This window comes from Sphingopyxis sp. TUF1 (assembly GCF_036687315.1).
In the GTDB taxonomy this organism is placed as follows: Bacteria; Pseudomonadota; Alphaproteobacteria; order Sphingomonadales; family Sphingomonadaceae; genus Sphingopyxis; species Sphingopyxis kveilinensis.
In genome coordinates, this window is record NZ_CP144683.1 from 1,565,296 (window position 1) to 1,587,379 (window position 22,084).

Annotated in this window: 29 protein-coding genes; 4 read left to right on the forward strand and 25 right to left on the reverse strand. The window is 64.5% G+C overall.

Translation table 11 applies throughout. The annotated features are described in order from the left end of the window. The 11 genes from rplV to rpsL form a co-directional block, all read right to left on the reverse strand. A complete protein-coding gene (gene rplV, locus VSX77_RS07480; RefSeq protein WP_011543083.1) occupies positions 1-381 on the reverse strand; it encodes a 50S ribosomal protein L22 in 381 nt (126 codons plus the stop codon). Continuing rightward, the gene (gene rpsS, locus VSX77_RS07485; protein ID WP_037556370.1) at positions 381-656 is read right to left on the reverse strand and encodes a 30S ribosomal protein S19; all 276 of its coding nucleotides are present in this window, start codon (positions 654-656) and stop codon (positions 381-383) included. Before rpsS ends, rplV begins: the two co-directional genes overlap by 1 nt. A 3-nt stretch (positions 657-659) precedes the next feature. Next, a complete protein-coding gene (gene rplB / locus VSX77_RS07490) occupies positions 660-1,496 on the reverse strand; it encodes a 50S ribosomal protein L2 (RefSeq protein WP_338427017.1) in 837 nt (278 codons plus the stop codon). 22 nt (positions 1,497-1,518) lie between these two features. Continuing rightward, positions 1,519-1,827, reverse strand: a complete 309-nt coding sequence (locus VSX77_RS07495) for a 50S ribosomal protein L23 (RefSeq protein WP_338427018.1) — start codon at positions 1,825-1,827, stop codon at positions 1,519-1,521. After that, positions 1,820-2,446: a 50S ribosomal protein L4 gene (gene rplD / locus VSX77_RS07500; protein WP_338427019.1), complete on the reverse strand. Its 627-nt coding sequence runs from the start codon at positions 2,444-2,446 to the stop codon at positions 1,820-1,822. The genes VSX77_RS07495 and rplD overlap by 8 nt, the downstream gene beginning before the upstream one ends. Positions 2,447-2,448: 2 nt before the next feature. Further along, a complete protein-coding gene (rplC, locus tag VSX77_RS07505; protein ID WP_338427020.1) occupies positions 2,449-3,222 on the reverse strand; it encodes a 50S ribosomal protein L3 in 774 nt (257 codons plus the stop codon). 294 nt (positions 3,223-3,516) lie between these two features. Beyond that, complete coding sequence (gene rpsJ / locus VSX77_RS07510) at positions 3,517-3,828, reverse strand: 30S ribosomal protein S10 (RefSeq protein WP_011543089.1); 312 nt, start codon at positions 3,826-3,828, stop codon at positions 3,517-3,519. A 147-nt stretch (positions 3,829-3,975) separates the two neighbouring features. Next, positions 3,976-5,169, reverse strand: coding sequence for an elongation factor Tu (gene tuf / locus VSX77_RS07515; RefSeq protein ID WP_338427021.1), 1,194 nt, complete (start codon positions 5,167-5,169; stop codon positions 3,976-3,978). Positions 5,170-5,287: 118 nt separating this feature from the next. Next, positions 5,288-7,381 carry an elongation factor G gene (gene fusA, locus VSX77_RS07520; RefSeq protein WP_338427022.1) on the reverse strand — a complete coding sequence of 698 codons (2,094 nt, stop codon included), beginning with the start codon at positions 7,379-7,381 and terminating at the stop codon, positions 5,288-5,290. 102 nt (positions 7,382-7,483) lie between these two features. Continuing rightward, positions 7,484-7,954, reverse strand: coding sequence for a 30S ribosomal protein S7 (rpsG, locus tag VSX77_RS07525; protein ID WP_194953106.1), 471 nt, complete (start codon positions 7,952-7,954; stop codon positions 7,484-7,486). Positions 7,955-8,027: 73 nt separating this feature from the next. Further along, positions 8,028-8,399 carry a 30S ribosomal protein S12 gene (rpsL, locus tag VSX77_RS07530; RefSeq protein ID WP_037515637.1) on the reverse strand — a complete coding sequence of 124 codons (372 nt, stop codon included), beginning with the start codon at positions 8,397-8,399 and terminating at the stop codon, positions 8,028-8,030. A gap of 319 nt (positions 8,400-8,718) precedes the next feature. On the opposite strand from rpsL, the gene VSX77_RS07535 reads away from it, so the two are divergent. Next, a complete protein-coding gene (locus VSX77_RS07535) occupies positions 8,719-9,222 on the forward strand; it encodes a DNA-deoxyinosine glycosylase (protein WP_338427023.1) in 504 nt (167 codons plus the stop codon). Between the two features lie 143 nt (positions 9,223-9,365). Here the strand turns inward: VSX77_RS07535 and VSX77_RS07540 are convergent, their stop codons facing one another. After that, complete coding sequence (locus tag VSX77_RS07540) at positions 9,366-10,664, reverse strand: metal-dependent hydrolase family protein (RefSeq protein WP_338427024.1); 1,299 nt, start codon at positions 10,662-10,664, stop codon at positions 9,366-9,368. Positions 10,665-10,823: 159 nt separating this feature from the next. Here VSX77_RS07540 and VSX77_RS07545 point away from each other — a divergent pair, with 159 nt between their 5' ends. Both VSX77_RS07545 and dapD read left to right on the forward strand, forming a co-directional pair. Then, positions 10,824-11,501, forward strand: coding sequence for a pyrimidine 5'-nucleotidase (locus VSX77_RS07545; protein WP_338427025.1), 678 nt, complete (start codon positions 10,824-10,826; stop codon positions 11,499-11,501). Next, entirely contained in the window at positions 11,498-12,340 is an 843-nt protein-coding gene (dapD, locus tag VSX77_RS07550) for a 2,3,4,5-tetrahydropyridine-2,6-dicarboxylate N-succinyltransferase (RefSeq protein ID WP_338427026.1), read from the forward strand. The genes VSX77_RS07545 and dapD overlap by 4 nt, the downstream gene beginning before the upstream one ends. A 45-nt stretch (positions 12,341-12,385) precedes the next feature. Here the strand turns inward: dapD and gpmA are convergent, their stop codons facing one another. Continuing rightward, positions 12,386-13,072, reverse strand: coding sequence for a 2,3-diphosphoglycerate-dependent phosphoglycerate mutase (gpmA, locus tag VSX77_RS07555; protein WP_338427027.1), 687 nt, complete (start codon positions 13,070-13,072; stop codon positions 12,386-12,388). Between the two features lie 189 nt (positions 13,073-13,261). Between gpmA and VSX77_RS07560 the strand changes: the two genes are divergently transcribed. Next, complete coding sequence (locus VSX77_RS07560) at positions 13,262-13,720, forward strand: Hsp20 family protein (RefSeq protein WP_338427028.1); 459 nt, start codon at positions 13,262-13,264, stop codon at positions 13,718-13,720. A gap of 63 nt (positions 13,721-13,783) precedes the next feature. Here VSX77_RS07560 and VSX77_RS07565 read toward each other — a convergent pair whose 3' ends face one another. The 12 genes from VSX77_RS07565 to VSX77_RS07620 all read right to left on the reverse strand — a co-directional run bounded on the left by VSX77_RS07565 (position 13,784) and on the right by VSX77_RS07620 (position 22,071). Beyond that, complete coding sequence (locus VSX77_RS07565) at positions 13,784-14,251, reverse strand: GNAT family N-acetyltransferase (protein ID WP_338427029.1); 468 nt, start codon at positions 14,249-14,251, stop codon at positions 13,784-13,786. Then, complete coding sequence (locus VSX77_RS07570; RefSeq protein WP_338427030.1) at positions 14,248-15,357, reverse strand: M14 family metallopeptidase; 1,110 nt, start codon at positions 15,355-15,357, stop codon at positions 14,248-14,250. The genes VSX77_RS07565 and VSX77_RS07570 overlap by 4 nt, the downstream gene beginning before the upstream one ends. Then, complete coding sequence (locus tag VSX77_RS07575) at positions 15,354-15,977, reverse strand: DUF4136 domain-containing protein (protein WP_338427031.1); 624 nt, start codon at positions 15,975-15,977, stop codon at positions 15,354-15,356. The genes VSX77_RS07570 and VSX77_RS07575 overlap by 4 nt, the downstream gene beginning before the upstream one ends. Before the next feature lie 85 nt (positions 15,978-16,062). Further along, on the reverse strand, positions 16,063-16,728 hold the full coding sequence (locus tag VSX77_RS07580) for a cell wall hydrolase (protein WP_338427032.1): 666 nt from the start codon (positions 16,726-16,728) through the stop codon (positions 16,063-16,065). Between the two features lie 195 nt (positions 16,729-16,923). Continuing rightward, positions 16,924-17,262 carry a DUF1491 family protein gene (locus tag VSX77_RS07585; RefSeq protein ID WP_338427033.1) on the reverse strand — a complete coding sequence of 113 codons (339 nt, stop codon included), beginning with the start codon at positions 17,260-17,262 and terminating at the stop codon, positions 16,924-16,926. A gap of 21 nt (positions 17,263-17,283) precedes the next feature. Further along, on the reverse strand, positions 17,284-17,748 hold the full coding sequence (locus tag VSX77_RS07590) for a PTS sugar transporter subunit IIA (protein WP_338427034.1): 465 nt from the start codon (positions 17,746-17,748) through the stop codon (positions 17,284-17,286). Positions 17,749-17,897: 149 nt separating this feature from the next. Continuing rightward, positions 17,898-18,473, reverse strand: a complete 576-nt coding sequence (hpf, locus tag VSX77_RS07595; RefSeq protein ID WP_338427035.1) for a ribosome hibernation-promoting factor, HPF/YfiA family — start codon at positions 18,471-18,473, stop codon at positions 17,898-17,900. Positions 18,474-18,518: 45 nt separating this feature from the next. Continuing rightward, entirely contained in the window at positions 18,519-19,217 is a 699-nt protein-coding gene (gene dnaQ, locus VSX77_RS07600) for a DNA polymerase III subunit epsilon (protein ID WP_338427036.1), read from the reverse strand. Between the two features lie 19 nt (positions 19,218-19,236). Next, positions 19,237-19,860, reverse strand: a complete 624-nt coding sequence (gene coaE / locus VSX77_RS07605; protein WP_338427037.1) for a dephospho-CoA kinase — start codon at positions 19,858-19,860, stop codon at positions 19,237-19,239. Further along, on the reverse strand, positions 19,857-20,669 hold the full coding sequence (gene aroE / locus VSX77_RS07610; RefSeq protein WP_338427038.1) for a shikimate dehydrogenase: 813 nt from the start codon (positions 20,667-20,669) through the stop codon (positions 19,857-19,859). The genes coaE and aroE overlap by 4 nt, the downstream gene beginning before the upstream one ends. Then, the gene (locus VSX77_RS07615; RefSeq protein WP_338427039.1) at positions 20,666-21,262 is read right to left on the reverse strand and encodes a Maf family protein; all 597 of its coding nucleotides are present in this window, start codon (positions 21,260-21,262) and stop codon (positions 20,666-20,668) included. The genes aroE and VSX77_RS07615 overlap by 4 nt, the downstream gene beginning before the upstream one ends. After that, positions 21,259-22,071: a pyruvate, water dikinase regulatory protein gene (locus VSX77_RS07620; protein ID WP_338427040.1), complete on the reverse strand. Its 813-nt coding sequence runs from the start codon at positions 22,069-22,071 to the stop codon at positions 21,259-21,261. Before VSX77_RS07620 ends, VSX77_RS07615 begins: the two co-directional genes overlap by 4 nt. Positions 22,072-22,084: the final 13 nt, after the last annotated feature.

Here is a 22,084-nt window from a genome sequence, read left to right on the forward strand (position 1 = left end):
TTACGCCTCTTCTTCCTGTTCGCGCACGACGATGCGGATGCGGCTGAACGGCTTGACGATCCGGGTCGACTTGCCGCGGCCACGCGCATGCCAGCGCTTCATCGAGAGCGACTTGCCGACGCTCGCTTCCTTGACGACGAGCGCATCGACGTCGAGGTTGTGGTTGTTTTCCGCGTTGGCGACGGCGCTGGCGAGAACCTTGCGCACGTCGACGGCCATCGCCTTCTTCGAGAAAGCGAGGACGTTCATCGCGTCTTCGACCTTGCGGCCGCGGATCAGCGCAGCAACGAGGTTGAGCTTCTGCGCCGAGCCGCGAATCTGCGTGCCGACCGAAAGCGCCTCATTGTCCGCAACGCGGCGGGGGGACTTTTCCTTGCCCATTAGCGTTTGCCCTTCTTGTCGGCCGCGTGGCCGGGGAAGAAGCGCGTCGGCGCAAATTCACCCAGCTTCATGCCGACCATGTCTTCGTTCACCGACACCGGCACGAACTTGCGGCCGTTGTAGACGTTGAAGGTCAGCCCGACGAACTGCGGCAGGATGGTGGACCGGCGCGACCAAGTCTTGATCGGGGCAGAGCTGCCGCCGTCCTGGGCCGTTTCGGCTTTCTTGAGGAGATGAAGGTCCACGAACGGACCCTTCCAGACCGAGCGAGCCATGGCTTACCTCTTCTTCTTCGCGTGACGCGACCGGATGATCATCTTGTCGGTCGACTTGTTGTGACGGGTACGAGCACCCTTGGTCGGCTTGCCCCACGGGGTCACCGGATGACGGCCGCCCGAGGTGCGGCCTTCACCACCGCCGTGCGGGTGATCGACCGGGTTTTTCGCGACACCGCGCGTCAGCGGACGCTTGCCGAGCCAGCGGCCGCGACCGGCCTTGCCGAGGTTGGTGTTCTGGTTGTCGGGGTTCGACACCGCACCCACCGTGCCCATGCACTCGCCGCGGATATAACGCTGCTCGCCCGAACCGAGACGCACGATCACGAGGCCGCGGTCACGACCGACGACCTGCGCATAGGTGCCCGCCGAACGGGCGATCTGGCCGCCCTTGCCCGGCTTCATCTCGATATTGTGGACGATCGTGCCGACCGGCATCTGCGACAATTCCATCGCATTGCCCGGCTTCACGTCGGTCTTCTTGCCCGCAACGACGGTGTCGCCGACGGCCAGACGCTGCGGCGCGAGGATGTAGGCGAGCTCGCCGTCCTCATATTTCACCAGCGCGATGAACGCCGTGCGGTTGGGGTCATATTCCAGCCGCTCGACGGTGGCCGGCATGTCCCACTTCCGACGCTTGAAGTCGATGAAGCGGTACTTCTGCTTGTGACCGCCGGCGATGCCGCGCGAGGTCACATGCCCCTTGTTGTTGCGGCCGCCGGTCTTGCGCTTGCCTTCGGTCAGCGCCTTGACGGGCTTGCCCTTCCACAGCGCCGACTTGTCGACGAGGATCAGGCCGCGCTGGCCGGGGCTGGTCGGATTATAGGATTTAAGTGCCATTTTCTCTGCCTTCCCCTATCCGTCAGACGCCGGTGGTGACGTCGATCGACTGGCCTTCGGCCAGGCGAACGATCGCCTTCTTCACGTCGCTGCGGGTATAGGGCTTGCCCTTCCAGCGCTTGGTCTTGCCCTTGGTAATGAGCGTGTTCACGCCGATCACCTTGACATCGAACAGCGCCTCGACGGCGGCCTTGATCGCGGGCTTGGTCGCGTCGCCCGCAACCTTGAACACCACGGCGTTGTTTTCGCTGAGCAGCGTCGACTTTTCGGTGATCACCGGAGCGAGGATCACGTCATAGTGACGCGCGTCGACTGTTTTTGCCTTAGCCATTGCAGCGTGCCTCCAGCTTTTCGACCGCCGCGCGGGTCAGGACCAGCGTGTCGGCACGGACGATGTCATAGACATTGGCACCGATCGCAGGCAGCGCATCGACACCGATCAGGTTGGCCGAAGCCATGGCGAAGCTTTCGTGCACCGCGTCCCCGTCGATGAAGAGCGCGCGATTGCCAAGCTCCAGCTTGCCGAGCTTGCCGGCGAGCGCCTTGGTCTTCGCGTCCTTGAGCTCGAGCGTGTCGATGACGACGAGCTTGCCGCCCTTCGCCTTGTCGCTCAGCGCCATCTTGAGGCCGAGGGTGCGGATCTTCTTGTTCAGCGAGTGGCCGAAGGTGCGGGCACGCGGGCCATGCGCCTTGCCGCCGCCAATGAAGATCGGCGCCTTGCGGTCGCCGTGGCGAGCCGTACCGCCGCCCTTCTGGCGACCGAACTTCTTGCCGGTGCGGGCGACGTCGCTGCGCTCGCGGGCGGCGCGGGCGGGGCCGCGGCGCTTTTCGAGCTGCCAGGCGACGACGCGGTGCAGAATGTCTGCGCGGGCGTCGACGCCGAAGACGTCGTCGTTAAGGTCGATGTCGGCGCCAGCCTTGCCATCGAGGGTCTGAACCTTGACCTTCATGATCAGGACTCCTGTGCGCCGTCGGTCGCCGCGGTGTCGACGACGGTCTCTTCGACCGGCGTTTCGACCGGCGCGTCAGCCGGGGCTTCGTTGCTGTTGGCCGCGCTCTTGATGCCCGCCGGATAGGGGGCCTCGGGATGACGCGGCAGCTTCACCGCATCGCGGACGAGCAGCCAGCCGCCCTTCGAGCCAGGGACCGAGCCCTTGACGAAGAGAAGACCGCGCTCGGCGTCGGTGCGGACGATTTCGAGATTCTGCTGGGTGCGATTGCGCGCGCCCATATGGCCGGCCATCTTCTTGTTCTTGAAGACGCGGCCCGGATCCTGGCGGTTACCCGTCGAACCATGCGCGCGGTGGCTGATCGAAACACCGTGGGTCGCGCGCATACCGCCGAAACCCCAGCGCTTCATCGCGCCGGCAAAACCCTTGCCCTGCGTGACGCCCTGGATGTCGACGATCTGGCCCGCGACGAAATGGTCGGCCGAGAGCTCGGCGCCGACGTCGAGCGTCGCGTCGTCAGCGACGCGGAATTCGACGAGCTTCGCCTTGGGCTCGACTTCGGCCTTGCCATAGGCGCCGCGCTGCGGCTTGGCGACATTCTTCGCCTTCGCCGATCCGGCACCCAGTTGAACGGCCACATAGCCGTCGCGTTCCTTATCGCGCACGGAGACGACCTGACAGCCTTCGAGGCTCAGGACGGTGACGGGCACGTGGCGGCCATCATCCTGAAACAGGCGGGTCATCCCCATTTTCTTCGCGATCACGCCAGTCCGCATGATCCATACTCCTAAACAGAGGCCGGGCGGACCATTCCGCACGGCTTGCGGGACCCATTGAGCCAAGCTCAACGGAACCCTCCCAGCCCGAAATTTCGATGCATCGCCCCGTCCGGGCTGAGGTGCCGCCATCCCGAAGGATCAGCGGCGAGACGGGGGACGCAGCCCGGTCTGTGTGTTTCCGAAGAAACGACCGGCGGTATCCCTTATATCGTCGCCCCCGCGAAGGCGGGGGCCGCTATAAGGCTGGAGCTGATCTCCAGCGGCCCCCGCCTTCGCGGGGGCGACGTTGACTTACGCCAACTTGATTTCAACATTCACACCCGCGGCAAGGTCGAGCTTCATCAGCGCGTCGACGGTCTGCGGGGTGGGCTGCACGATGTCGAGCAGCCGCTTGTGGGTGCGCACCTCGAACTGCTCGCGCGACTTTTTGTCGATGTGCGGGCCGCGGTTCACGGTGAATTTTTCAATGCGCGTCGGAAGCGGGATCGGACCGCGAATTAGGGCGCCCGTGCGACGTGCCGTGTCGGCGATGTCGGTGGTGGCCTGATCGAGCACGCGGTGATCAAAGGCCTTCAGGCGAATGCGAATATTCTGCGTTTCCATGACTGTTCCAGTCGAATCCCGTCTAACGATGCGAAAGAGCCGAAATGGCCTGTTCCGGCCCCCAAGTGGAAGCCGGATCGGCCATCAAAAACCTTTAAGCTACGAGCCGCGCGAATCGGTCCGAATCGCGCGGCTCGCGGCCCTATATTACTTTGTGACGGTCGCCACAACCCCTGCGCCGACCGTGCGGCCGCCTTCGCGAATCGCGAAGCGCAGACCCGGGTCCATGGCGATCGGGGCGATCAGCTTGACCGACAGCTGCACGTTGTCGCCCGGCATGACCATCTCGGTGCCCTCGGGGAGGATGACCTCGCCGGTGACGTCGGTGGTGCGGAAGTAGAACTGCGGACGATAGTTCGCAAAGAACGGCGTGTGACGGCCGCCTTCGTCCTTCGACAGGACGTACACTTCCGAGGTGAACTCGGTGTGCGGCGTGATCGAGCCGGGCTTCGCCAGAACCTGGCCACGCTCGACTTCTTCACGACCGACGCCGCGGATCAGCGCGCCGATGTTGTCGCCGGCCTGGCCCTGGTCGAGCAGCTTGCGGAACATTTCGACGCCGGTGACGACGGTCTTCTTGGTGTCCTTGATGCCGACGATCTCGACTTCTTCGCCAACCTTGACGACGCCGGTTTCGACACGGCCGGTGACGACGGTGCCGCGGCCCGAGATCGAGAACACGTCTTCGATCGGCATCAGGAAAGGCTTGTCGAGCGGACGTTCCGGCTGCGGGATCCATTCATCGACGGCAGCCATCAGCTTCAGGATCGCGTCCTTGCCGATGTTGTCGTCGCGGCCTTCGAGCGCGGCGAGCGCCGAACCGGCGATGATCGGAATATTATCACCGTCGAAGTCGCGTTTCGAAAGTTCTTCGCGGATTTCGAGTTCGACGAGCTCGAGCAGCTCGGGATCGTCAAGCTGGTCGACCTTGTTGAGGAAGACGACCATCGTCGGAACGCCGACCTGCTTCGCGAGCAGGATGTGCTCCTTGGTCTGCGGCATCGGGCCGTCGGCGGCCGACACGACGAGGATCGCGCCGTCCATCTGGGCGGCACCGGTGATCATGTTCTTCACATAGTCGGCGTGGCCCGGGCAGTCGACGTGCGCATAGTGGCGGCCTTCGGTTTCATATTCGACGTGCGCGGTCGAAATGGTGATGCCGCGCTCGCGCTCTTCGGGCGCCTTGTCGATGTTCGCGAAGTCGACGGCGGCGTTACCCGCGACGTTTTCGGCGAGCACCTTGGTGATCGCTGCGGTCAGCGAGGTCTTGCCATGGTCGACGTGACCGATGGTACCGATGTTGCAGTGCGGCTTCGTCCGCTCAAATTTAGCCTTGGCCATGATAGTGAACCTTCTTGTTCGATGTGTTTGGTTGATCAGTCGTGGACGAGCCTGCTGAATCAGGCGCCGCCCTTAGAGGGCTTTGCCGCGCGGTGCAAGCCCGCGCGGCTTAGACCCGTCAGGCCATCTTGGCCTTCACTTCTTCGGCGACGTTGTTCGGCACTTCTTCATAGTGCGAGAACTGCATCGAATATTGCGCGCGGCCCTGGGTGAACGAGCGCAGCTGGTTGACGTAGCCGAACATGTTCGCGAGCGGGACCATCGCCTCGACAACCTGTGCGTTGCCGCGGCTGTCGGTGCCCTGGATCTGTCCGCGGCGGCTGTTGAGGTCGCCGATGACGTCGCCCATGAACTCTTCCGGCGTGACGACTTCGACCTTCATCACCGGTTCGAGCAGCTTGATGCCAGCCTTTGCCGCGACTTCGCGCATCGCCGCGCGGCCCGCGATTTCGAACGCCAGAGCCGACGAGTCGACGTCGTGGTACGCGCCGTCGGTCAGGCGGATTTCGAAGTCGATGATCGGGAAGCCGATCATGTGGCCGTTTTCGGCCGACTCGCGCATGCCCTTTTCGACCGACGGGATATATTCGCGCGGAATATTGCCGCCCTTGATCTCGTCGATGAAGGTGATGCCCGAACCGCGTTCGCCAGGAGCGACGCTAACCTTGACGCGGCCGAACTGGCCCGAGCCGCCCGACTGCTTCTTGTGGGTGTAATCGACATCGACCGGCTTCGCGAGCGATTCGCGATACGCCACCTGCGGCGCGCCGACATTCGCTTCGACCTTGAACTCGCGCTTCATGCGATCGACGAGGATGTCGAGGTGAAGCTCGCCCATGCCCTTGATGATCGTCTGGCCCGATTCATGGTCGGTCGACACGCGGAACGAGGGATCCTCGGCCGCAAGGCGGCTCAAAGCGATGCCCATCTTTTCCTGGTCGGCCTTGGTCTTCGGTTCGACCGACAGCTCGATCACCGGTTCGGGGAATTCCATCCGCTCGAGGATGATCGGCGCGTTGCTGGCGCAAAGCGTGTCCCCGGTGGTGGTTTCCTTGAGCCCCGCGAGCGCGACGATGTCGCCGGCGAAGGCTTCCTCGATGTCTTCGCGGCTGTTCGCATGCATCAGCAGCATACGGCCGATCTTTTCCTTCTTGTCCTTGACCGAGTTCAGATAGCTGCCCTTGGTCAGGGTGCCCGAATAGATGCGGGCGAAGGTGAGCGAACCGACGAACGGGTCGTTCATGATCTTGAACGCGAGCATCGACAGCGGCGCCGAATCCGACGTCGCACGCGAATCGGGCTGGTCGGTGTCGGGGTTGATGCCCTGGACGTCTTCGATGTCGAGCGGCGAGGGCAGATAGTCGACGACCGCGTCGAGCAGCGTCTGGACGCCCTTGTTCTTGAACGCCGAACCGCACAGCACGGGTACGAACGCCTGGTTCAGCGTGCCCTTGCGGATCAGCGCCTTCAGCGTCGCGACGTCGGGAAGATTGCCTTCGAGATAGGCTTCCATCGCATCGTCGTCCTGTTCGACGGCGAGCTCGACGAGCTTTTCACGATATTCGGCGGCCTTGTCGACGAGATCGGCGGGGATTTCCTCATAGAAGAATTCGGCGCCAAGGCTTTCGTCCTTCCAGATGATTGCGCGTTCGTTGACGAGGTCGACGAGGCCCTTGAAATCCGATTCCGCACCGATGGGCAGGTAAAGGACAGCCGGGGTCGCACCGAGGCGATCGATGATCGTCTGGACGCAATAATAGAAATTGGCGCCGGTGCGGTCGAGCTTGTTGATGAAGCACATCCGCGGAACCTTGTACTTGTCCGCCTGGCGCCACACGGTTTCCGACTGCGGCTCGACACCCGCGACGCCGTCGAATGCCGCCACCGCGCCGTCGAGGACGCGCAGCGAGCGTTCGACTTCGATCGTGAAGTCGACGTGTCCGGGGGTGTCGATGATGTTCAGGCGGTGCTCGGGGCCCTGGCCTTCATCGGCCTTCCACAGACAGGTCGTCGCTGCGGACGTGATCGTGATGCCGCGCTCCTGTTCCTGCTCCATCCAGTCCATCGTCGCGGCGCCGTCATGGACTTCGCCGATCTTGTAGGACTTGCCGGTGTAATAAAGGATACGCTCGGTCGTCGTGGTCTTGCCGGCGTCGATGTGCGCCATGATACCGAAATTGCGATAGCGTTCGAGCGGATGGCTGCGTGCCATGGTCTTTTCCTTGGATTTGGGGGGAGGCCTTTAAAGCCGCCCCCGATATAGGAAGTTTTGTTGCGATTGCGAGACGCCCCCCGTGCGGAGAACGTCCGGCAATTACCAGCGATAGTGGCTGAAAGCGCGGTTGGCTTCGGCCATGCGGTGAGTGTCTTCGCGCTTCTTCACTGCGTTGCCGCGGTTGTTCGAGGCGTCGAGCAGTTCGCCCGACAGGCGCGCGGCCATCGTCGTTTCGCTGCGGTTGCGCGCGGCGGTGATCAGCCAGCGGATCGCAAGCGCCTGCGCACGATCGGGGCGGACTTCGACCGGAACCTGATAGGTCGCACCGCCGACGCGGCGGCTGCGCACTTCGATGTTCGGGCGGATGTTCGCCAGCGCTTCGTGGAACACGCCGAGCGGTTCCTTCTTCGCGCGGGCTTCGACCGATTCCAATGCACCGTAAACGATGTTTTCGGCGACCGACTTTTTCCCGTCCAGCATGACGCTGTTCATGAATTTCGACAGCACGACATCCCCGAAACGGGGATCGGGCAGGATTTCGCGGCGTTCAGGACGACGACGACGAGCCATGGGTAATTCCTTTTACAACAGCATCCCGGCACATGGGTGCTCTGGGATGATCAAATAGCCGAAAAAGCGGTCCTTATTTCGGACGCTTTGCGCCGTACTTCGAACGGCTCTGCTTGCGGTCCTTCACACCCTGCGTATCGAGAACGCCGCGCAGGACGTGGTAACGCACACCGGGAAGGTCGCGGACACGGCCGCCGCGGATCAGCACGACGCTGTGTTCCTGCAGGTTGTGGCCTTCGCCGGGGATATAGGTGATGACTTCGCGCTGGTTGGTCAGGCGGACCTTCGCAACCTTGCGGAGCGCCGAGTTCGGCTTTTTCGGGGTCGTCGTATAGACACGGGTGCAAACGCCGCGCTTTTGCGGGTTTGCGTCCATCGCCGGGACCTTGGACTTCACCTTCTGGGGAGTCCGGCCCTTGCGGACCAGCTGGTTGATCGTGGGCATGAATGCTTCACCTTTATGTGTTCGCCCATCAAAGCGAACGGTTACTGTACCGCGGTGGATGAAGCATCGGTCCGAACCCCACGGAAAACCGCGAGAAACGGGCAACCTTGTAACAGCAAAAGACCCCGGCCGATCGTCGCGATCTTCCGGAGGCTCCATCCGCGCCAGCAATGTTCAAGCGCTGTTGCAACCGGAAGAGGCGGATAAACGCCGCTTTCGGTCGTCGCGGCCCCTAGCGGCGATTCCTCGCGTGGTCAAGGCCAGGGGTCAAGGGGCAAGCAAGATTGTTGCGTCGCTACCGCCCGGCTATTGGTGACGGATGGCCGCCCTTCGTCACGCCAGCTTCGCGCCCCATGTCGCCCCCGACACCCGGCTGCTGATCCTCGGCAGCCTGCCGGGTGCGCGGTCGCTCGCCGAACGCCAATATTATGCGCATCCGACGAACCAGTTCTGGCGGCTGGTCGGCGCGGTAATCGATCGGCCGCTCGCGGAGCTTCCTTATAGCGAGAGACTTGCCTCTCTTCGCGCGGCGAAAATCGGCCTGTGGGACGTGATTCGCTCCGCCGAGCGGCGAACGAGCAGCGACTCGCATATCCGCGACGCCGAAGCACACGACCTCGCCGCGCTCGTCGCCGCCCTGCCCGACCTGCGGATGATCGCGTTCAACGGCGGCAAGGCTGCGGCGATCGGGCGAAGGCAGCTGCCGGTTCTGGATAGCGTCGAGGTCGTCGACCTGCCGTCGAGTAGCGCGGCGAATACGATCGGCTATGCGTTGAAATGGAAACAATGGCAGCGTTTGGCCGCGGCACTGGATGACAACTGATCCTCCCTGTGGCGCAGCCATGGGGAGGTGGCAGCGCGAAGCGCTGACGGAGGGGCAATGGTGCCGACGTCGCTGCCGCTCCACCACGCCCTTCGGGCGCGGTCCCCCTCCCCATCGCTTCGCGGCAGGGAGGATTGATGGCCTCACTCGACCACTTCCCCCCGCGCCATCACAAAATCGACCTTCTTCAGCACGCGGACATCGGCGATCGGATCGCTGGCGACCGCGATGATGTCGGCGCTCTTGCCCGGCGCGATGCTGCCGATCTGGTCCGACAGGCCGAGCAGGTCGGCGGCGTTCACCGTCGCGGCCTTCAGCGCCTCGACCGGGGTCATGCCGTGCTGGACCATCAGTTCGAACTCGTCGCCGTTGCGGCCGTGCTTCGACACGCCGGCGTCGGTCCCGAACGCGATCTTCACTCCGCGCGGGACGAGTTGTTCGAGGCTCTTGCCGGTGATCGAGATGCGCCACCGGATCTTGGCGAGCACATCGGGTTCATAGGCGTCCGGGTTGGCGGCGAGCCGTTCCTTATATCCGTTCACGGTCGAGAGCGTCGGGACATAATAAGCTTTCGACTTCGCCCACTGGCTGATCGTCGCTTCGTCGAGGATCGTCCCATGCTCGATCGAATCGGCACCCGCGGTCAGCGCGAGGCGGATGCCGTCGGCCCCGTGCGCGTGGACGGCGACCTTCTTGCCGAACATATGCGCGGTCTCGACGATCGCCTGCGCCTCGTCGTCGAACATTTGTTTGCCCAGCCCTGCCCCGATCCGGCTGTTTACCCCGCCCGTCGAGGCGAATTTGATGACATCTGCGCCGCGCCCGATCTGGAGCCGCACCGCGCGGCGGCAATCGTCGGCGCCGTTGCAGGTGTTGCCGGCGCCCGCGAAGAAGGGCCGCAGCTCGTCGCGATAGCCGAGCGAGCCGTCCATATGCCCGGCGCTGCCCGAAATGCTCGCCCCCGCATCGACGATGCGCGGCCCCTGCACCTTGCCCGCGAGGATCGCATCCCTGAGTGCGAGCGTCGCGCCATCACCATCGCCGAGGTTGCGCACCGTCGTGAAACCCGCGCGCAGCGTCTTCATTCCGTTGACCTCGGCGTTGAAGGCCTGCGCCGCCGGGCTCAGCGTCATTTCTTCGAGCTGCCCCGCGAGACCGCCCGCATCACTGGTCAGATGGACATGGCTGTCGATCAGGCCGGGGAGGACATATTTGTCCTTGAGGTCGATCAGCGTCGCGCCGGGGTCGACGGGCTGGTGGCCGTCGGCGATCGAAACGATGCGCCCGTTCTCGACGATGATCGTCGAGGCGCCTTTGACGGGTTTGCCGGGCTCGGCGATCAGATGGCCGGCGTGGATGACGGTGCGCGTCGCCTGCCCCGCGGCGGGCGTGGCGAACGCGGCGCCAAGGAGGAGGAGCGGGAGGAAGGTCGTTGGTTTCATGAAAAGGCGTCCCCTGTCGTTTCTATATTTCGTCGCCCCGGACTTGATCCGGGGTCTGCCTGTTTTGAAGTGCAAGCGGGACCCCGGGTCAAGCCCGGGGTGACGAAGCGCATATCTATGCAACTTGCCCATCCCGCACGCCGCCGGTAAGCGCCGCGCATGCCCCAGCGCCTCGCCGATATCGATACGTGGATCTTCGATCTCGACAACACGCTCTATCCGCCGTCGTCGAAGCTGTTCGACCTGATCGACGAACGCATGGGCGCCTTCATCATGCGGCTGCTCGATGTCGATGCGGTCGAGGCGCGGCGCGTGCAGAAGAAATATTTCCACGACCATGGCACGACGATGGCCGGGCTGATGCGCCATCATGACGTCGCGCCGGAAGAATTTCTGGTCGACGTCCATGCCATCGACCTCGACCGGCTGACCCCCGATAAGCGGCTCCGCGCAGGGCTCGAGCGGCTGCCGGGACGCCGTTTGGTCTTCACCAACGCCGACGCCGATTATGCGGCGCGCGTGCTCGAAGCGCGCGGGATCGCCGATTTGTTCGACGGCATCTGCGATATTCGTATCACCCGCTATACGCCCAAGCCCGATGCGGCAGCCTATGCCATGATGGTCGAACACCTCGGCATCGATCCCGCAAAGAGCCTGTTCGTCGAGGATATGGCGCGCAACCTGACCCCGGCAAAGGCCCTCGGCATGACGACCGTGTGGCTGGACAATGGCAGCGAAAGCGGCCATCGCGACCACCTGCCGGACCATGTCGATTTTCACGCGACCGACATTGCCGACTGGCTCGACAATCTGCCTTTGCCCTGGGGAGTTTCATGACCGCCGACCTTCAAGCCACGATCGACGCCGCGTGGGACGCGCGCGACACGCTCGGCCTCACGACGACCGGCGCGGTGCGCGGGGCGGTCGATGCCGCGATTGCAGGGCTCGACGACGGCCGCTTTCGTGTTGCCGAGCGTGGTGCCGACGGCACGTGGCAGGTCAACCAGTGGCTCAAGAAGGCGGTTCTGCTGTCGTTCCGCCTCAATGACATGGAAATCATCGAAGGCGGCGCCGGCGGCGCGACCTGGTGGGACAAGGTGCCGTCGAAGTTCGCAGGCTGGGGCGAGAATCGCTTTCGCGAGGCGGGTTTCCGCGCGGTCCCGGGTTCGATCGTCCGCCGCGGCGCCTTCATCAGCAAGGGCGCGGTGCTGATGCCGAGCTTCGTCAATATCGGCGCCTATGTCGGCGAAGGGTCGATGGTCGACGCCTGGGCCACCGTCGGCAGCTGCGCGCAGATCGGCGCGAACGTTCACCTGTCGGGCGGCGCCGGGATCGGCGGCGTGTTGGAGCCTTTGCAGGCGGGCCCCGTCGTCATCGAGGATGGCGCCTTCATCGGCGCGCGCGCCGAAGTCGCCGAGGGGGTGATCGTCCGCGAGGGAGCGGTGCTGTCGATGGGCGTCTATCTCGGCGCCTCGACCAAGATCATCGACCGCGCGACAGGCGAGGTCTTCATCGGCGAAGTCCCCGCTTACTCGGTCGTCGTTCCGGGGTCGCTGCCGGGCAAGCCGCTGCCCGACGGGATGCCGGGGCCGTCACTCTATTGCGCGGTGATCGTCAAGCGCGTCGACGCGCAGACGCGCGCGAAGACGGGCATCAACGAGCTGCTGCGCGATTGATCGTCCATCGTCGCCCCGCGAAGGCGGGGGCGGGGGCGACGGGCGTTACCGCTCGCTGAGATAATAACGCTCGCGCGCGCTCAGATCATCGTTCAGTTCATAGACGATCGGCTGGCCGGTCGGGATTTCGAGGCCGGTGATGTCGGCATCCGAAATGCCCGACAGATGCTTGACCAGCGCGCGCAGGCTGTTGCCGTGCGCCGAGATCAGCACCGTCTTGCCCGCGGCAAGCTCGGGCGCGATCGCGGTTTCATAATAGGGCAGCACGCGCTCGATCGTGTCCTTCAGGCTTTCGGCCGAGGGGATCGCGATGCCGGCGTAGCGCGGGTCGGCGGATAAATCCCATTCGGAACCGGCTTCGAGCGGCGGCGGCGGGATGTCGAAGCTGCGGCGCCAGATCTTGACCTGTTCATCGCCATGCTTCGCCGCGGTCTCGGCCTTGTCGAGCCCGGTGAGCCCGCCATAATGGCGTTCGTTGAGGCGCCAGTCCTTCGTCACCGGCAGCCACAGGCGCCCCATCGCCTCGAGCGCAAGATTGAGCGTCTTGATCGCGCGCGTCTGGACCGAGGTGAAGCACGTGTTGGGCGCAAGGCCCCTCGCCTTCATCAGTTCGCCCGCGGCCCATGCCTCGGCCGCGCCCTTTTCAGTGACATCGACATCCCACCAGCCGGTGAAGCGGTTTTCGAGATTCCACTGCGACTGGCCGTGACGGATGAGGATGAGCTGCGGCATTTCATATCCTTTGGATGGAGCGGTTTCGCCGCCCTTTAGCGTGGCTTTTCCGCAAAGGCCAACGCCCCTCTTGAAATGGTTTCGGGGGTTACCAGATTGGCACTATCCGGCCGCCGACATGGGGCCGGGTGGCGATCGCGGCCAGGTCCGCGGTCCCTTTGCTTCGCTTTGTAAAGGAAGGAATGATCCATGCGTAACAGCTTTGACTGGACCCCCTATCGCCGTTCGACCGTCGGTTTCGACCGGCTCTTCGATTTCCTCGAAACCGGCGCTTCGGGCGCGGAAAACTATCCGCCGTTCGACATTGAAAAGATCGCCGACGACCATTTCCGCATCACCGTCGCGGTCGCCGGTTTCAAGTCGGACGAAATCGACATCACCGCGCAGCAGAATATGCTGACCGTGAGCGGCCGCAAAGCGCCCGCTGCCGAGGGCGAGGGGCGCCAGCTTCTCTATAGCGGCATCGCGACGCGCGCGTTCGAGCGTCGCTTCCAGCTCGCCGACTTTGTCCGCGTGCAAAGCGCCGACCTCGCCGACGGGCTGCTGACGATCGACCTGGTGCGCGAAGTGCCCGAGGCGATGAAGCCGCACAAGATCGCCATCGGCGCCAACGCCGCGCCCGTGATCGAGAACAAGAAGGCCGCCTGAGCGCCGCCTTCCGGCTTCGGCCAGATCGGGGTCCGGAGTCCCTTCCGGGCCCCGTTTCTGTTTCTAGAGCGCGCGCGTCATGAACCGGCTGAACGGGTCGGGCCGGTAGTCGGCAAAGGGCTCGCAATCCTCGAAACCATAGCGGCGATATAGCGCGATGGCCGGTTCGAAGGCCGCGCCCCGCCCGGTTTCGAGGCTGAGGCGGTCGAGGCCGCGGGTCCGTGCTTCGGCGATGATATGGCCCAGCATCCGCGCGGCAACGCCCTGGCGCAGGAAATCTTCCGCGGTGCGCATCGATTTGATCTCGCCGTGCCCGCCGCCCAGCATCTTGAGCGCGCCGCAGCCCGCAAGATCGTCGCCGCGATGGATCGACCAGAAGGTCACGCCATCGCTGCGCAGCCCGTCGAAATCGAGAAAGTGACAGCTGCCCGCGGGCGAGTTCGCGAGCATCCCCGCAAAATGCACCTCGAGCAGCGCGCGGATCGCGGCGCCCGACAAATCGTCTTCGACGATCCGCCAGGCGTCGCTCACAGCAGATGGTCCAGCGTCTGCAGACAGGCGTGCGCAAGGCGTTTCGACCGCTCGGGCGACCAGCCCTGAACGGGATCGGGCAAATCGCGATTATCCTTGAACGGCATTTCGAGCGTCATCGACACTGCGCCGAAGCGTTCGGCGAGCTGCGTCGTCGACATTGAGAGGTTGGCTTTTCCCGGTGCCGATTCGGCATAGCCCAGATCGAGCTGGAAATCGGGGGTGTTCGCGGCGAGCGCCGCCTCGAACGCCTTATATTTGTCCATCTGCTCGGGCTTGAGCGATGGGATGCCCTCGAAACCCGCCAGGAACACTGCCGGAATCGCCTCGTCGCCATGGACGTCCATCGCCCAGTCGACGCCGCTTTCGTCCATCGCATTCCGCACGCACAGCACTTCGGGACTGCGTTCGGCAGTCGGTTGGTGCCATTCGCGGTTGAGGTTCACGCCCGCAAAATTGGTGCGCAAATGGCCGCGGCGCGAGCCGTCGGGATTCATGTTTGGCACGATGTGAAAGCGGCATTTCTGGCGGAGCGCGCGCGCGTGCGGATCAGCGGGATCGGTGAGCATTTCGAGCGCACCCTCCATCCACCATTCAGCCATGCTTTCGCCCGGGTGCTGGCGCGCATAGAGCCAGACCTGCGTGTCGCCGCTGCCCATTTCTAGGCAGTCGATCGGCTGACCCTCAAGGCTGGTGCCGAGGCAGCGATAGGTCACGCCCTCGCATTCGGCGACCGATGCGATCAGGTCGTGGTGCCGTTCCATCGAATAGGGCGCGAAATAGGCGACCCACAGGAGCGGGCCTTCGGCATTATGGCGGATCGTCAGCGTTCCGGCCTGATAGCTGGTGTCGAGGCGAAACCAGGTTTCGCGGTCATAGCTCGCGCACGCGGCATAGCCCGGCCAGCCGTCGGGATAAGCCGACGCATCGAGCCCGGTGATCGCCAGATCGAGCGCGTCGCCAACCGAGCAGGCGACGCGAAAGTGGAACCACTGGAAGAAGTCCGATTCGCGATCCTTGCGGATCGACAAGCGGGCGGACGTGCCGTCGATGGCGTCCACGACGATGTTGCCGCTGTCGAAAGCGGCGTTGATGGATATGGTCATGGGACGCTGATAGTGCGTCCCGATTCACCGGGGAAGTCCTTGAATAAAGCTTCGGCCAATTTCGCGGCGGCAAGGCTCGGCTGGTTGGCCGGCGCCTTGACCGGCACCGCGGTCAGCGCGCGGCCTTCCCACAGGGCCTGACCGGTGGCAGCATCGTCGATGCGCACCGACAGCTGGAGATCGGCCATGCGCTTTGGACCGCCGCCAAGATTGATCCCGACGCCAAGGCCGACGCCCGATCCATAGCTGCCGGTCGAGCCGCCGACGCCGACCGACACGGGCGATCGCTTGCCGATGCTTTCGTGGTTCGCACGGTCGAAGCCGATCCGGACCTTGAGCGGCGCGCGCGTCCCGTCGGGGGCAGCGACGAGGCCCTGCAGCTGCAACTGACGTTCGACCGCGCTGCGATAGCTCGACCATTCGAGCGAGGGGGCGGTCGTGCCCGGCATCGCCGCGGCGTCGCCAAGCGGCGCGGTATCGACGGTGTAGCGCGTCCCCGGCGCCCAGCCGGCGACGGCATTGCTGTGGAAACGGGTAACTTCGACGGGCGGGACCGCCGTGGCGCAGCCGCCAAGCGCAAGCGCTGCTGCGAAAGGCAGGGCGACGGAAAGATGACGCATCATATGCGCATCATGCGCCAGCAATTATGGCTTGGCAATGAACAGCATGGCCGACGCGAACTATCGCGCGTCGGGCCCGGCCGGATCAACGATAGAAGATGTGATTGTCGATCTGCGCGATCCGCGTCTTGCGCCAACCGGGCGAGACATAGCGCGCATGGAAGAAGAGCGCGCCGGGCGCGTGATTTTTCCAGCTGCCGTCGAGCGCGATCTGCGCGATCGCCACGGCATTGTCCCACTGGGCGCCCTCGCGGATCGCGGGCATCCGGCCACCACGCACAAAGCTGAACTGACTCTTTTGATGAACGACGCCGCACAGGCTTGTCGGGAAACGTCCCGACTGGGCACGGTTGATCACGACATGCGCGACCGCAAGCTGCCCGGGAAGCGATTCCCCGCGCGATTCGAAATAGACCGCACCGGCGAGGCAGCGCAGTTCACGATCGATCGTGGCGGGCTTAGGCGTCGCAGCGACGAGCGCCGCGAGCGACGCGGCGGTTACCGGAGGCGCCGCTTCGGTTTGGGGGGCGCCTTCATCCTGAAGGTCTTTTTGCTGGGCGACCGGCAACTGGGTCCCGGTCGGCAAATCCGCCTTCTGCACCTCGGGCGCATCGGCGCCGGGCAGGGTGATGGCGGGAAGATTGGCGTCGGCGGCAAGATCGCTTGCAAAACCGGGTTCCGCCAGAAACAGCATGGCGGCGGCAGTCATGCCGACGGCAGCCACGCTGGCCACGTTCAAAATGCGACTCATATTGTCCGTCAAAAGTGCGGCCGATGAACCGAAACTCTCAGAACAGGCGGGGGACTATGGTCCAATACCGCCTGCGGTCATCGTCCGACTGCGTGTCCAACCCGTTTCTCGCTGGATGCACCACCAGGCAGTGCAACCCGCAGGTCGACCTACGCGTTGTCGAATGGGCGCCAGCTATTGTGCGCCGCAACAGAGTCAAGTTAACGCGGCCCACTCCGCGACGAGTTGTGCGGCATCTGCGATGTCCAGTTCAACGATCCATAGGTCAGGATCGGCGCGCTGCCGCCGCTCGCGATAGTTTGCGCGGGATTCACCATCTTTTGTGCCATCTGGTCCGACCGCCTCCCAGATATAGGTGCCATCGGCCGAAAATCGCCGTTCGAGCAGCAGGCCCGGTTCGCCGCGGTCGCTGCACTGGACAAGGATTATGCCCGACGTGTCGTCGCCTTTGGCGAGCACGGTTGCGAATCCCCCCGCCGCTTCGGTGCGGCGCAGCAGCAGGTCGACGAGGAAGCGGCTTTTCAGCCGGGGCATGAAAAAATCCGCAGCGGCGGGTTACGCCGCGTCACGCGTTTCGGTGTCGGCGAGCAGCGCATACAGCGCCTCGTCGTTCTTGGCGCCGCGCAGTCGTTCAGCGATTGCTTCATTGCGAAGCATCCGCGAAACGCCCGCGAGTGCTTTGAGATGGTCGGCACCGGCATCGAGCGGCGAAAGCAGCACGAAGAGCAGGTCGACCGGCAAGCCATCGACCGCGTTGAAATCGATCGGCCGTGCGAGCTGAAGGAACAGGCCGCGCACGCCGCCGAGATCGGCCATCTTGGCGTGCGGCAGCGCAATGCCGCGGCCGAAGCCGGTCGATCCGAGCCGTTCGCGTTCGAGCAGGGCTTCGGCGACTTCGCCGGCATCGAGGCCGAGTGAGCGGCTGGCGAGATCGCCGACGAAGGGGAAAAGCGCTTTTTTCGAATCGATCTGCACATGCGCGCGCACGGTCGCCGGATAAAGAAGGGAAGAAAGATTCATCGTCGGGTCAAATCTTGTTCAATGCCGGCCGCTGCCAGGAACATAGGCCGGCAGGCGGTCGCGGATCTGTCGTGGCAGCGCCCGCGCCATCCGGGCTTAGGGCATCGTTGGGCGCGGCCCTTAAGCCGGATGGCGAAGAAAATCCAGCCCTATCGTGGCTCGACCCAGCCGATCGTCCCGTCGTCGCGGCGATAGACCATATTATGCGCGCCGGTCTTGCTGTTGACGAACAGCAGCGCGTTGGTGTTGCGCAGATCGAGCATCATCACCGCGTCGGAGACGCTGCTGCTCGGAATATCAACGCGCGTTTCGGCGATGATCGCCGGCGCATCGCCCGCATCTTCCTCTTCGGCACCCGGATCAAAGACGGTGTAACTGGCGTTTTCCTCGATCTCGTCGACGGTCGGCGACGGCGCTCCGCCGCCATTATTATGATCCTTCAGCCGCCGCATATAGCGCCTGAGCTGCTTTTCGATGCGGTCGGCCGCGCCCTCGAACGCGACATGCGCGTCCTGCGCCTGGCCGTGCCCCTTCAGCACCAGTCCCTGCATGACATGCGCAACGATGTCGCATTGAAAACTGTCGTGCGGACCCTTGCCGAAGGTCGCGTGCGCGCCGATCGCACGCGAAAAATATTTGTCGGCAATCGCGTTCATCCGGTCCGCGACATGCGCCTGCAGCGCTTCGCCGGTTTCGATCTGGTGGCCAGAGACGCGGATTTCCATTTTTCTTCTCCTTCTATGGCCGGTGCGACGACAATGGGAGAGTCGTCACACCGTATCGAGCCACAGCGGCTGGTTCAGCCCTGCGACAAATTCGGCGTGGCGCGCAAGTTCGGCGGCCGACGCCATATGCGGCCGCGGTTCGCGAAACGGCCGCGCGGGACCGCGCGGAATAACCGGGCCAGCCTCGGGCGAAACGGTCGCCGCGGCCGATGCGGCGAGGCCAAGCCCGATCTGCCGCCCGCCGGTCATCTCGATGTAAAGATGCGCGAGCAGCTCGGCATCGAGCAGCGCGCCATGCTTGACGCGGTGGCTGCGATCGATGCCGTAGCGGGTGCAGAGCGCATCGAGACTGTGCTTCGCGCCGGGATGAAGTTTCCGCGCCATCTGCACCGTGCAGCACATGCGCGCCATGTCGAGCGCGGGACGGCCGATGCGCGCGAGCTCGGCATTGACGAAGCCGAAGTCGAACGCGGCATTGTGCGCGATCAGCGGCGCATCGCCGAAAAATTCGAGCAGCTCGTCGACGCGCGAGGCAAAGAGCGGCTTGTCGGACAGGAACTGGATCGATAGCCCGTGGACGGCCTCAGCTGCCGCAGGCATGTCGCGTTCGGGGTTGAAATAGGCGTGAAAGGTGACGCCGGTCTCGCGGCGGTCGATCAGTTCGACACATCCGATTTCGACCAGCCGGTCCCCGGTTTTGGGATCGAAACCCGTGGTTTCGGTATCGAAAATAATCTCACGCATCGAAGGGATAATCTGGACCCTATCGGGCGCGGAAACAAGAGGCGATGAAGCGAATCTGGCGGTGCGTTTCGCTTTTCGGGCGGCCCGTTTCGATGATGAAATCGGCGCGCGCGCGCTTGACGCGGTCGGGCACCTGGAGGCGGCGGATTGCCTTGAGCTTCGCGGCGGTCATACCCGGCCGGCGCATCACGCGCCTGCGCTGCATCCACGCGGGCGCCGACACGACGGCGATCGCGCCGACGCGCCGCCAGCCGCCCTTTTCGAACAGCAGCGGAATATCGAGCACGACGACGTCGCGCGCGCGGTGCTTGGCCAGAAAGCGTTTCTGGGCGCGGAAAACCGCCGGATGGACGATCGCTTCGAGCGCGGCGAGTTCGTGCGTGTTGCCGAGTACCCGCGCGCCGAGCTTCTGCCGATCAACGCCCTTTGGCCCCGTCGTGCCCGGAAAGCGCGCCTCGATCGCCGCGACCAGCGCGCCGCCCGGACCCTGTAATCGGTGCACCGCGGCATCGGCGTCGAAGACCGGAACACCCTCGCGCTCGAACATTGCCGCTGCGGTCGATTTGCCCATGCCGATCGAGCCGGTGAGGCCGAGCAGGAAGGGGCGGCGGAGCGGCAGGTGCGGGCGCTTGAAGTGACTCATGCCGCCAGCAGTGCGCGAAGCTCGTCGTCGCGGCCTTCAGGCGGTGACATGCCGAAGAACAGCTCGAAGGCGAGCGCCGCCTGCCCGATCAGCATGTCGAGCCCATCGACGGTATCGAGCCCGCGCGCCTCGGCGGCCTTGAGGAGGCCCGTCCGGAGCGGCGAATAGACAAGGTCATAGACGATCGCATCGTCCGGAAGCGACGGCAGGTCGAGGTCGAGCGGCGGCTGACCCGTCATGCCGAGACTGCTCGAATTGACGAGCAGATGCACTGGCGGCAGCGCGGCGTCGAGCGCGACGACGTCGCCCTTGAGCCCGAAAGTCGCGAGCAGGCCCATCGCCTTCAAGGGCGAGCGATTGAAGATCGTCACCTTGCCGACATTGGCCCGCGCCAGCGCGAACAGCACGGCGCGCGCCGCGCCGCCGGCGCCGACGACCGCGACCGGCGCATCCTCAAGGTCGAGTTCGGCCAGCGGGGAATAGAATCCCGCGGCGTCGGTGTTGGTCCCGATCAGCACCCCGTCGGGCTGGCGCACGATCGTGTTCATCGCGCCGATCGTGCCGCGAATGTCGCCCGGATCGTCGACCAGATCCATGACCGCGGCCTTGTGCGGCATGGTGACGTTGCATCCGCGCCAGTCGGGATCGGCGCGGCGTTCGGCGATATAGGAAGCGAGGTCGTCGGACTTTACATGCGCGCGGCGATAATCGCCGTCGATGCCGAGCGCATCGAGCCAGAATTTATGAATCAACGGCGATTTCGATTGCGCGATCGGATCGCCGATCACTTCCGCATAGGGCCTGCTCATTGCGGCGCCAGTCCGATAGTGCGCAGCCACGCCAACAGGAGAAGCATCGGCATTCCGACGATGGTCCAGGGGTCGCCCTCGACCCGGTCGAACAATTGCACGCCCGCTCCCTCGATTTCGTAACAGCCCACCGTCCAGCGGATGCTATCCCAGTTTTGCGCGACATAGTCGGTAATGAAGCCATCGGACAAGGGCCGCATCCACAGCTTCGCCTCACCGATCGCCCGCCACACCGGCGCCCCGTCGCGCGCGGCGACCACCGCGCTGAACAGCCGGTGGCGCGTGCCCGCCATGCGCCGGAGATGGTCGGCGGCGTCCTCCGGGCTTTCGGGCTTCGTCAGCATCGTCCCATCGTCGAGCACGAGCGTCGAGTCCGCGCCGAGCACTGTCACGCCGGGAAGCCGCGACGAGATTTTGACCGCCTTGGCTTCGGCAAGCGCGTCCGCAATGTTGCGCGGCGTCTGCCCGGCGGCGAGCAGCGACGCGGTGAGCGCTTCCTCGTCGACATGCGCTGCGGTCGCCTCGAACACCAGCCCGGCGGCACGGAGCATTGCGGCGCGGCCACTGCTTTGCGAGGCGAGGACCAGGCTCATGCGCTCGCGCGATCCTCGACGAGCTTGATCACCGCCGCCGCGGTTTCCTCGATCGAGCGGCGCGTCACGTCGATTACCGGCCATCCGTTGTCGGCGAACATCCGCCGCGCATAGGCCAGCTCGGCCTTGACGCGTTCTTCATCGACATAGCTCGTCTCGGGCGCCTGGTTTAATGAAAGCAGACGATTGCGGCGGACCTGAACGAGGCGATCGAGCCCCGTGGTAAGCCCGACCACCATCGGGCGCTTCAGGTCGAACAGCGCGGCGGGCGGCGGCGATTCGGGAACGATCGGAATATTCGCGGTCTTGAACCCGCGGTTGGCGAGATAGATGCTCGTCGGGGTTTTCGACGTGCGCGATACGCCCGCAAGAATGATGTCCGCCTGCTCCCAATTCTCCCAGCCGATGCCATCGTCGTGCGCAACGGTGAACTGGATCGCCTCGACCCGGGCGAAATAGGCGGCGTCGAGAGCATGTTGTCGTCCCGGGCGGCCCTTCGCTTCCTGCCCGAGCATCCGCGAGAGTGCGTCGGTCACCGCATCGAGCGCGGCCACGGTCGGCAGGTTGAGTATTCCCGCACGACGTTCGAGGCTGCTGCGCAGCTCACCGTTGACGAGCGTGAAAAGGATCATGCCGGGACTCGCCTGCACTTCGGCCATGATGCGGTCGAGATGCGATTCGGATCGCACCATCGGCCAGAAATGGCGCACGACCTCGACATCGTCGAACTGCGCGATGGCCGCCTTGGCGATATTTTCCAGCGTTTCGCCCGTGGAGTCGGATATAAGGTGCAAGTGGAGGCGGCCCATCGCCCCGCTTTCG

Coding starts and splice junctions, on each gene's coding strand:
- rpsJ (WP_011543089.1), bottom strand. CDS start 3,828: ATGGAAACGCAGAATATTCGCATTCGCCTGAAGGCCTTTGATCACCGC.
- VSX77_RS07535 (WP_338427023.1), top strand. CDS start 8,719: ATGGCCGCCCTTCGTCACGCCAGCTTCGCGCCCCATGTCGCCCCCGAC.
- rpsS (WP_037556370.1), bottom strand. CDS start 656: ATGGCTCGCTCGGTCTGGAAGGGTCCGTTCGTGGACCTTCATCTCCTC.
- VSX77_RS07540 (WP_338427024.1), bottom strand. CDS start 10,664: ATGAAACCAACGACCTTCCTCCCGCTCCTCCTCCTTGGCGCCGCGTTC.
- VSX77_RS07580 (WP_338427032.1), bottom strand. CDS start 16,728: ATGAGTCGCATTTTGAACGTGGCCAGCGTGGCTGCCGTCGGCATGACT.
- tuf (WP_338427021.1), bottom strand. CDS start 5,169: ATGGCCAAGGCTAAATTTGAGCGGACGAAGCCGCACTGCAACATCGGT.
- rplB (WP_338427017.1), bottom strand. CDS start 1,496: ATGGCACTTAAATCCTATAATCCGACCAGCCCCGGCCAGCGCGGCCTG.
- rplD (WP_338427019.1), bottom strand. CDS start 2,446: ATGAAGGTCAAGGTTCAGACCCTCGATGGCAAGGCTGGCGCCGACATC.
- rpsG (WP_194953106.1), bottom strand. CDS start 7,954: ATGGCTCGTCGTCGTCGTCCTGAACGCCGCGAAATCCTGCCCGATCCC.
- VSX77_RS07585 (WP_338427033.1), bottom strand. CDS start 17,262: ATGCCCCGGCTGAAAAGCCGCTTCCTCGTCGACCTGCTGCTGCGCCGC.
- VSX77_RS07590 (WP_338427034.1), bottom strand. CDS start 17,748: ATGAATCTTTCTTCCCTTCTTTATCCGGCGACCGTGCGCGCGCATGTG.
- VSX77_RS07615 (WP_338427039.1), bottom strand. CDS start 21,262: ATGAGCCTGGTCCTCGCCTCGCAAAGCAGTGGCCGCGCCGCAATGCTC.
- dnaQ (WP_338427036.1), bottom strand. CDS start 19,217: ATGCGTGAGATTATTTTCGATACCGAAACCACGGGTTTCGATCCCAAA.
- VSX77_RS07560 (WP_338427028.1), top strand. CDS start 13,262: ATGCGTAACAGCTTTGACTGGACCCCCTATCGCCGTTCGACCGTCGGT.
- hpf (WP_338427035.1), bottom strand. CDS start 18,473: ATGGAAATCCGCGTCTCTGGCCACCAGATCGAAACCGGCGAAGCGCTG.
- rpsL (WP_037515637.1), bottom strand. CDS start 8,399: ATGCCCACGATCAACCAGCTGGTCCGCAAGGGCCGGACTCCCCAGAAG.
- dapD (WP_338427026.1), top strand. CDS start 11,498: ATGACCGCCGACCTTCAAGCCACGATCGACGCCGCGTGGGACGCGCGC.
- rplC (WP_338427020.1), bottom strand. CDS start 3,222: ATGCGGACTGGCGTGATCGCGAAGAAAATGGGGATGACCCGCCTGTTT.
- VSX77_RS07575 (WP_338427031.1), bottom strand. CDS start 15,977: ATGCGTCATCTTTCCGTCGCCCTGCCTTTCGCAGCAGCGCTTGCGCTT.
- VSX77_RS07570 (WP_338427030.1), bottom strand. CDS start 15,357: ATGACCATATCCATCAACGCCGCTTTCGACAGCGGCAACATCGTCGTG.
- VSX77_RS07545 (WP_338427025.1), top strand. CDS start 10,824: ATGCCCCAGCGCCTCGCCGATATCGATACGTGGATCTTCGATCTCGAC.
- aroE (WP_338427038.1), bottom strand. CDS start 20,669: ATGAGCAGGCCCTATGCGGAAGTGATCGGCGATCCGATCGCGCAATCG.
- VSX77_RS07495 (WP_338427018.1), bottom strand. CDS start 1,827: ATGGCTAAGGCAAAAACAGTCGACGCGCGTCACTATGACGTGATCCTC.
- gpmA (WP_338427027.1), bottom strand. CDS start 13,072: ATGCCGCAGCTCATCCTCATCCGTCACGGCCAGTCGCAGTGGAATCTC.
- VSX77_RS07620 (WP_338427040.1), bottom strand. CDS start 22,071: ATGGGCCGCCTCCACTTGCACCTTATATCCGACTCCACGGGCGAAACG.
- coaE (WP_338427037.1), bottom strand. CDS start 19,860: ATGAGTCACTTCAAGCGCCCGCACCTGCCGCTCCGCCGCCCCTTCCTG.
- fusA (WP_338427022.1), bottom strand. CDS start 7,381: ATGGCACGCAGCCATCCGCTCGAACGCTATCGCAATTTCGGTATCATG.
- rplV (WP_011543083.1), bottom strand. CDS start 381: ATGGGCAAGGAAAAGTCCCCCCGCCGCGTTGCGGACAATGAGGCGCTT.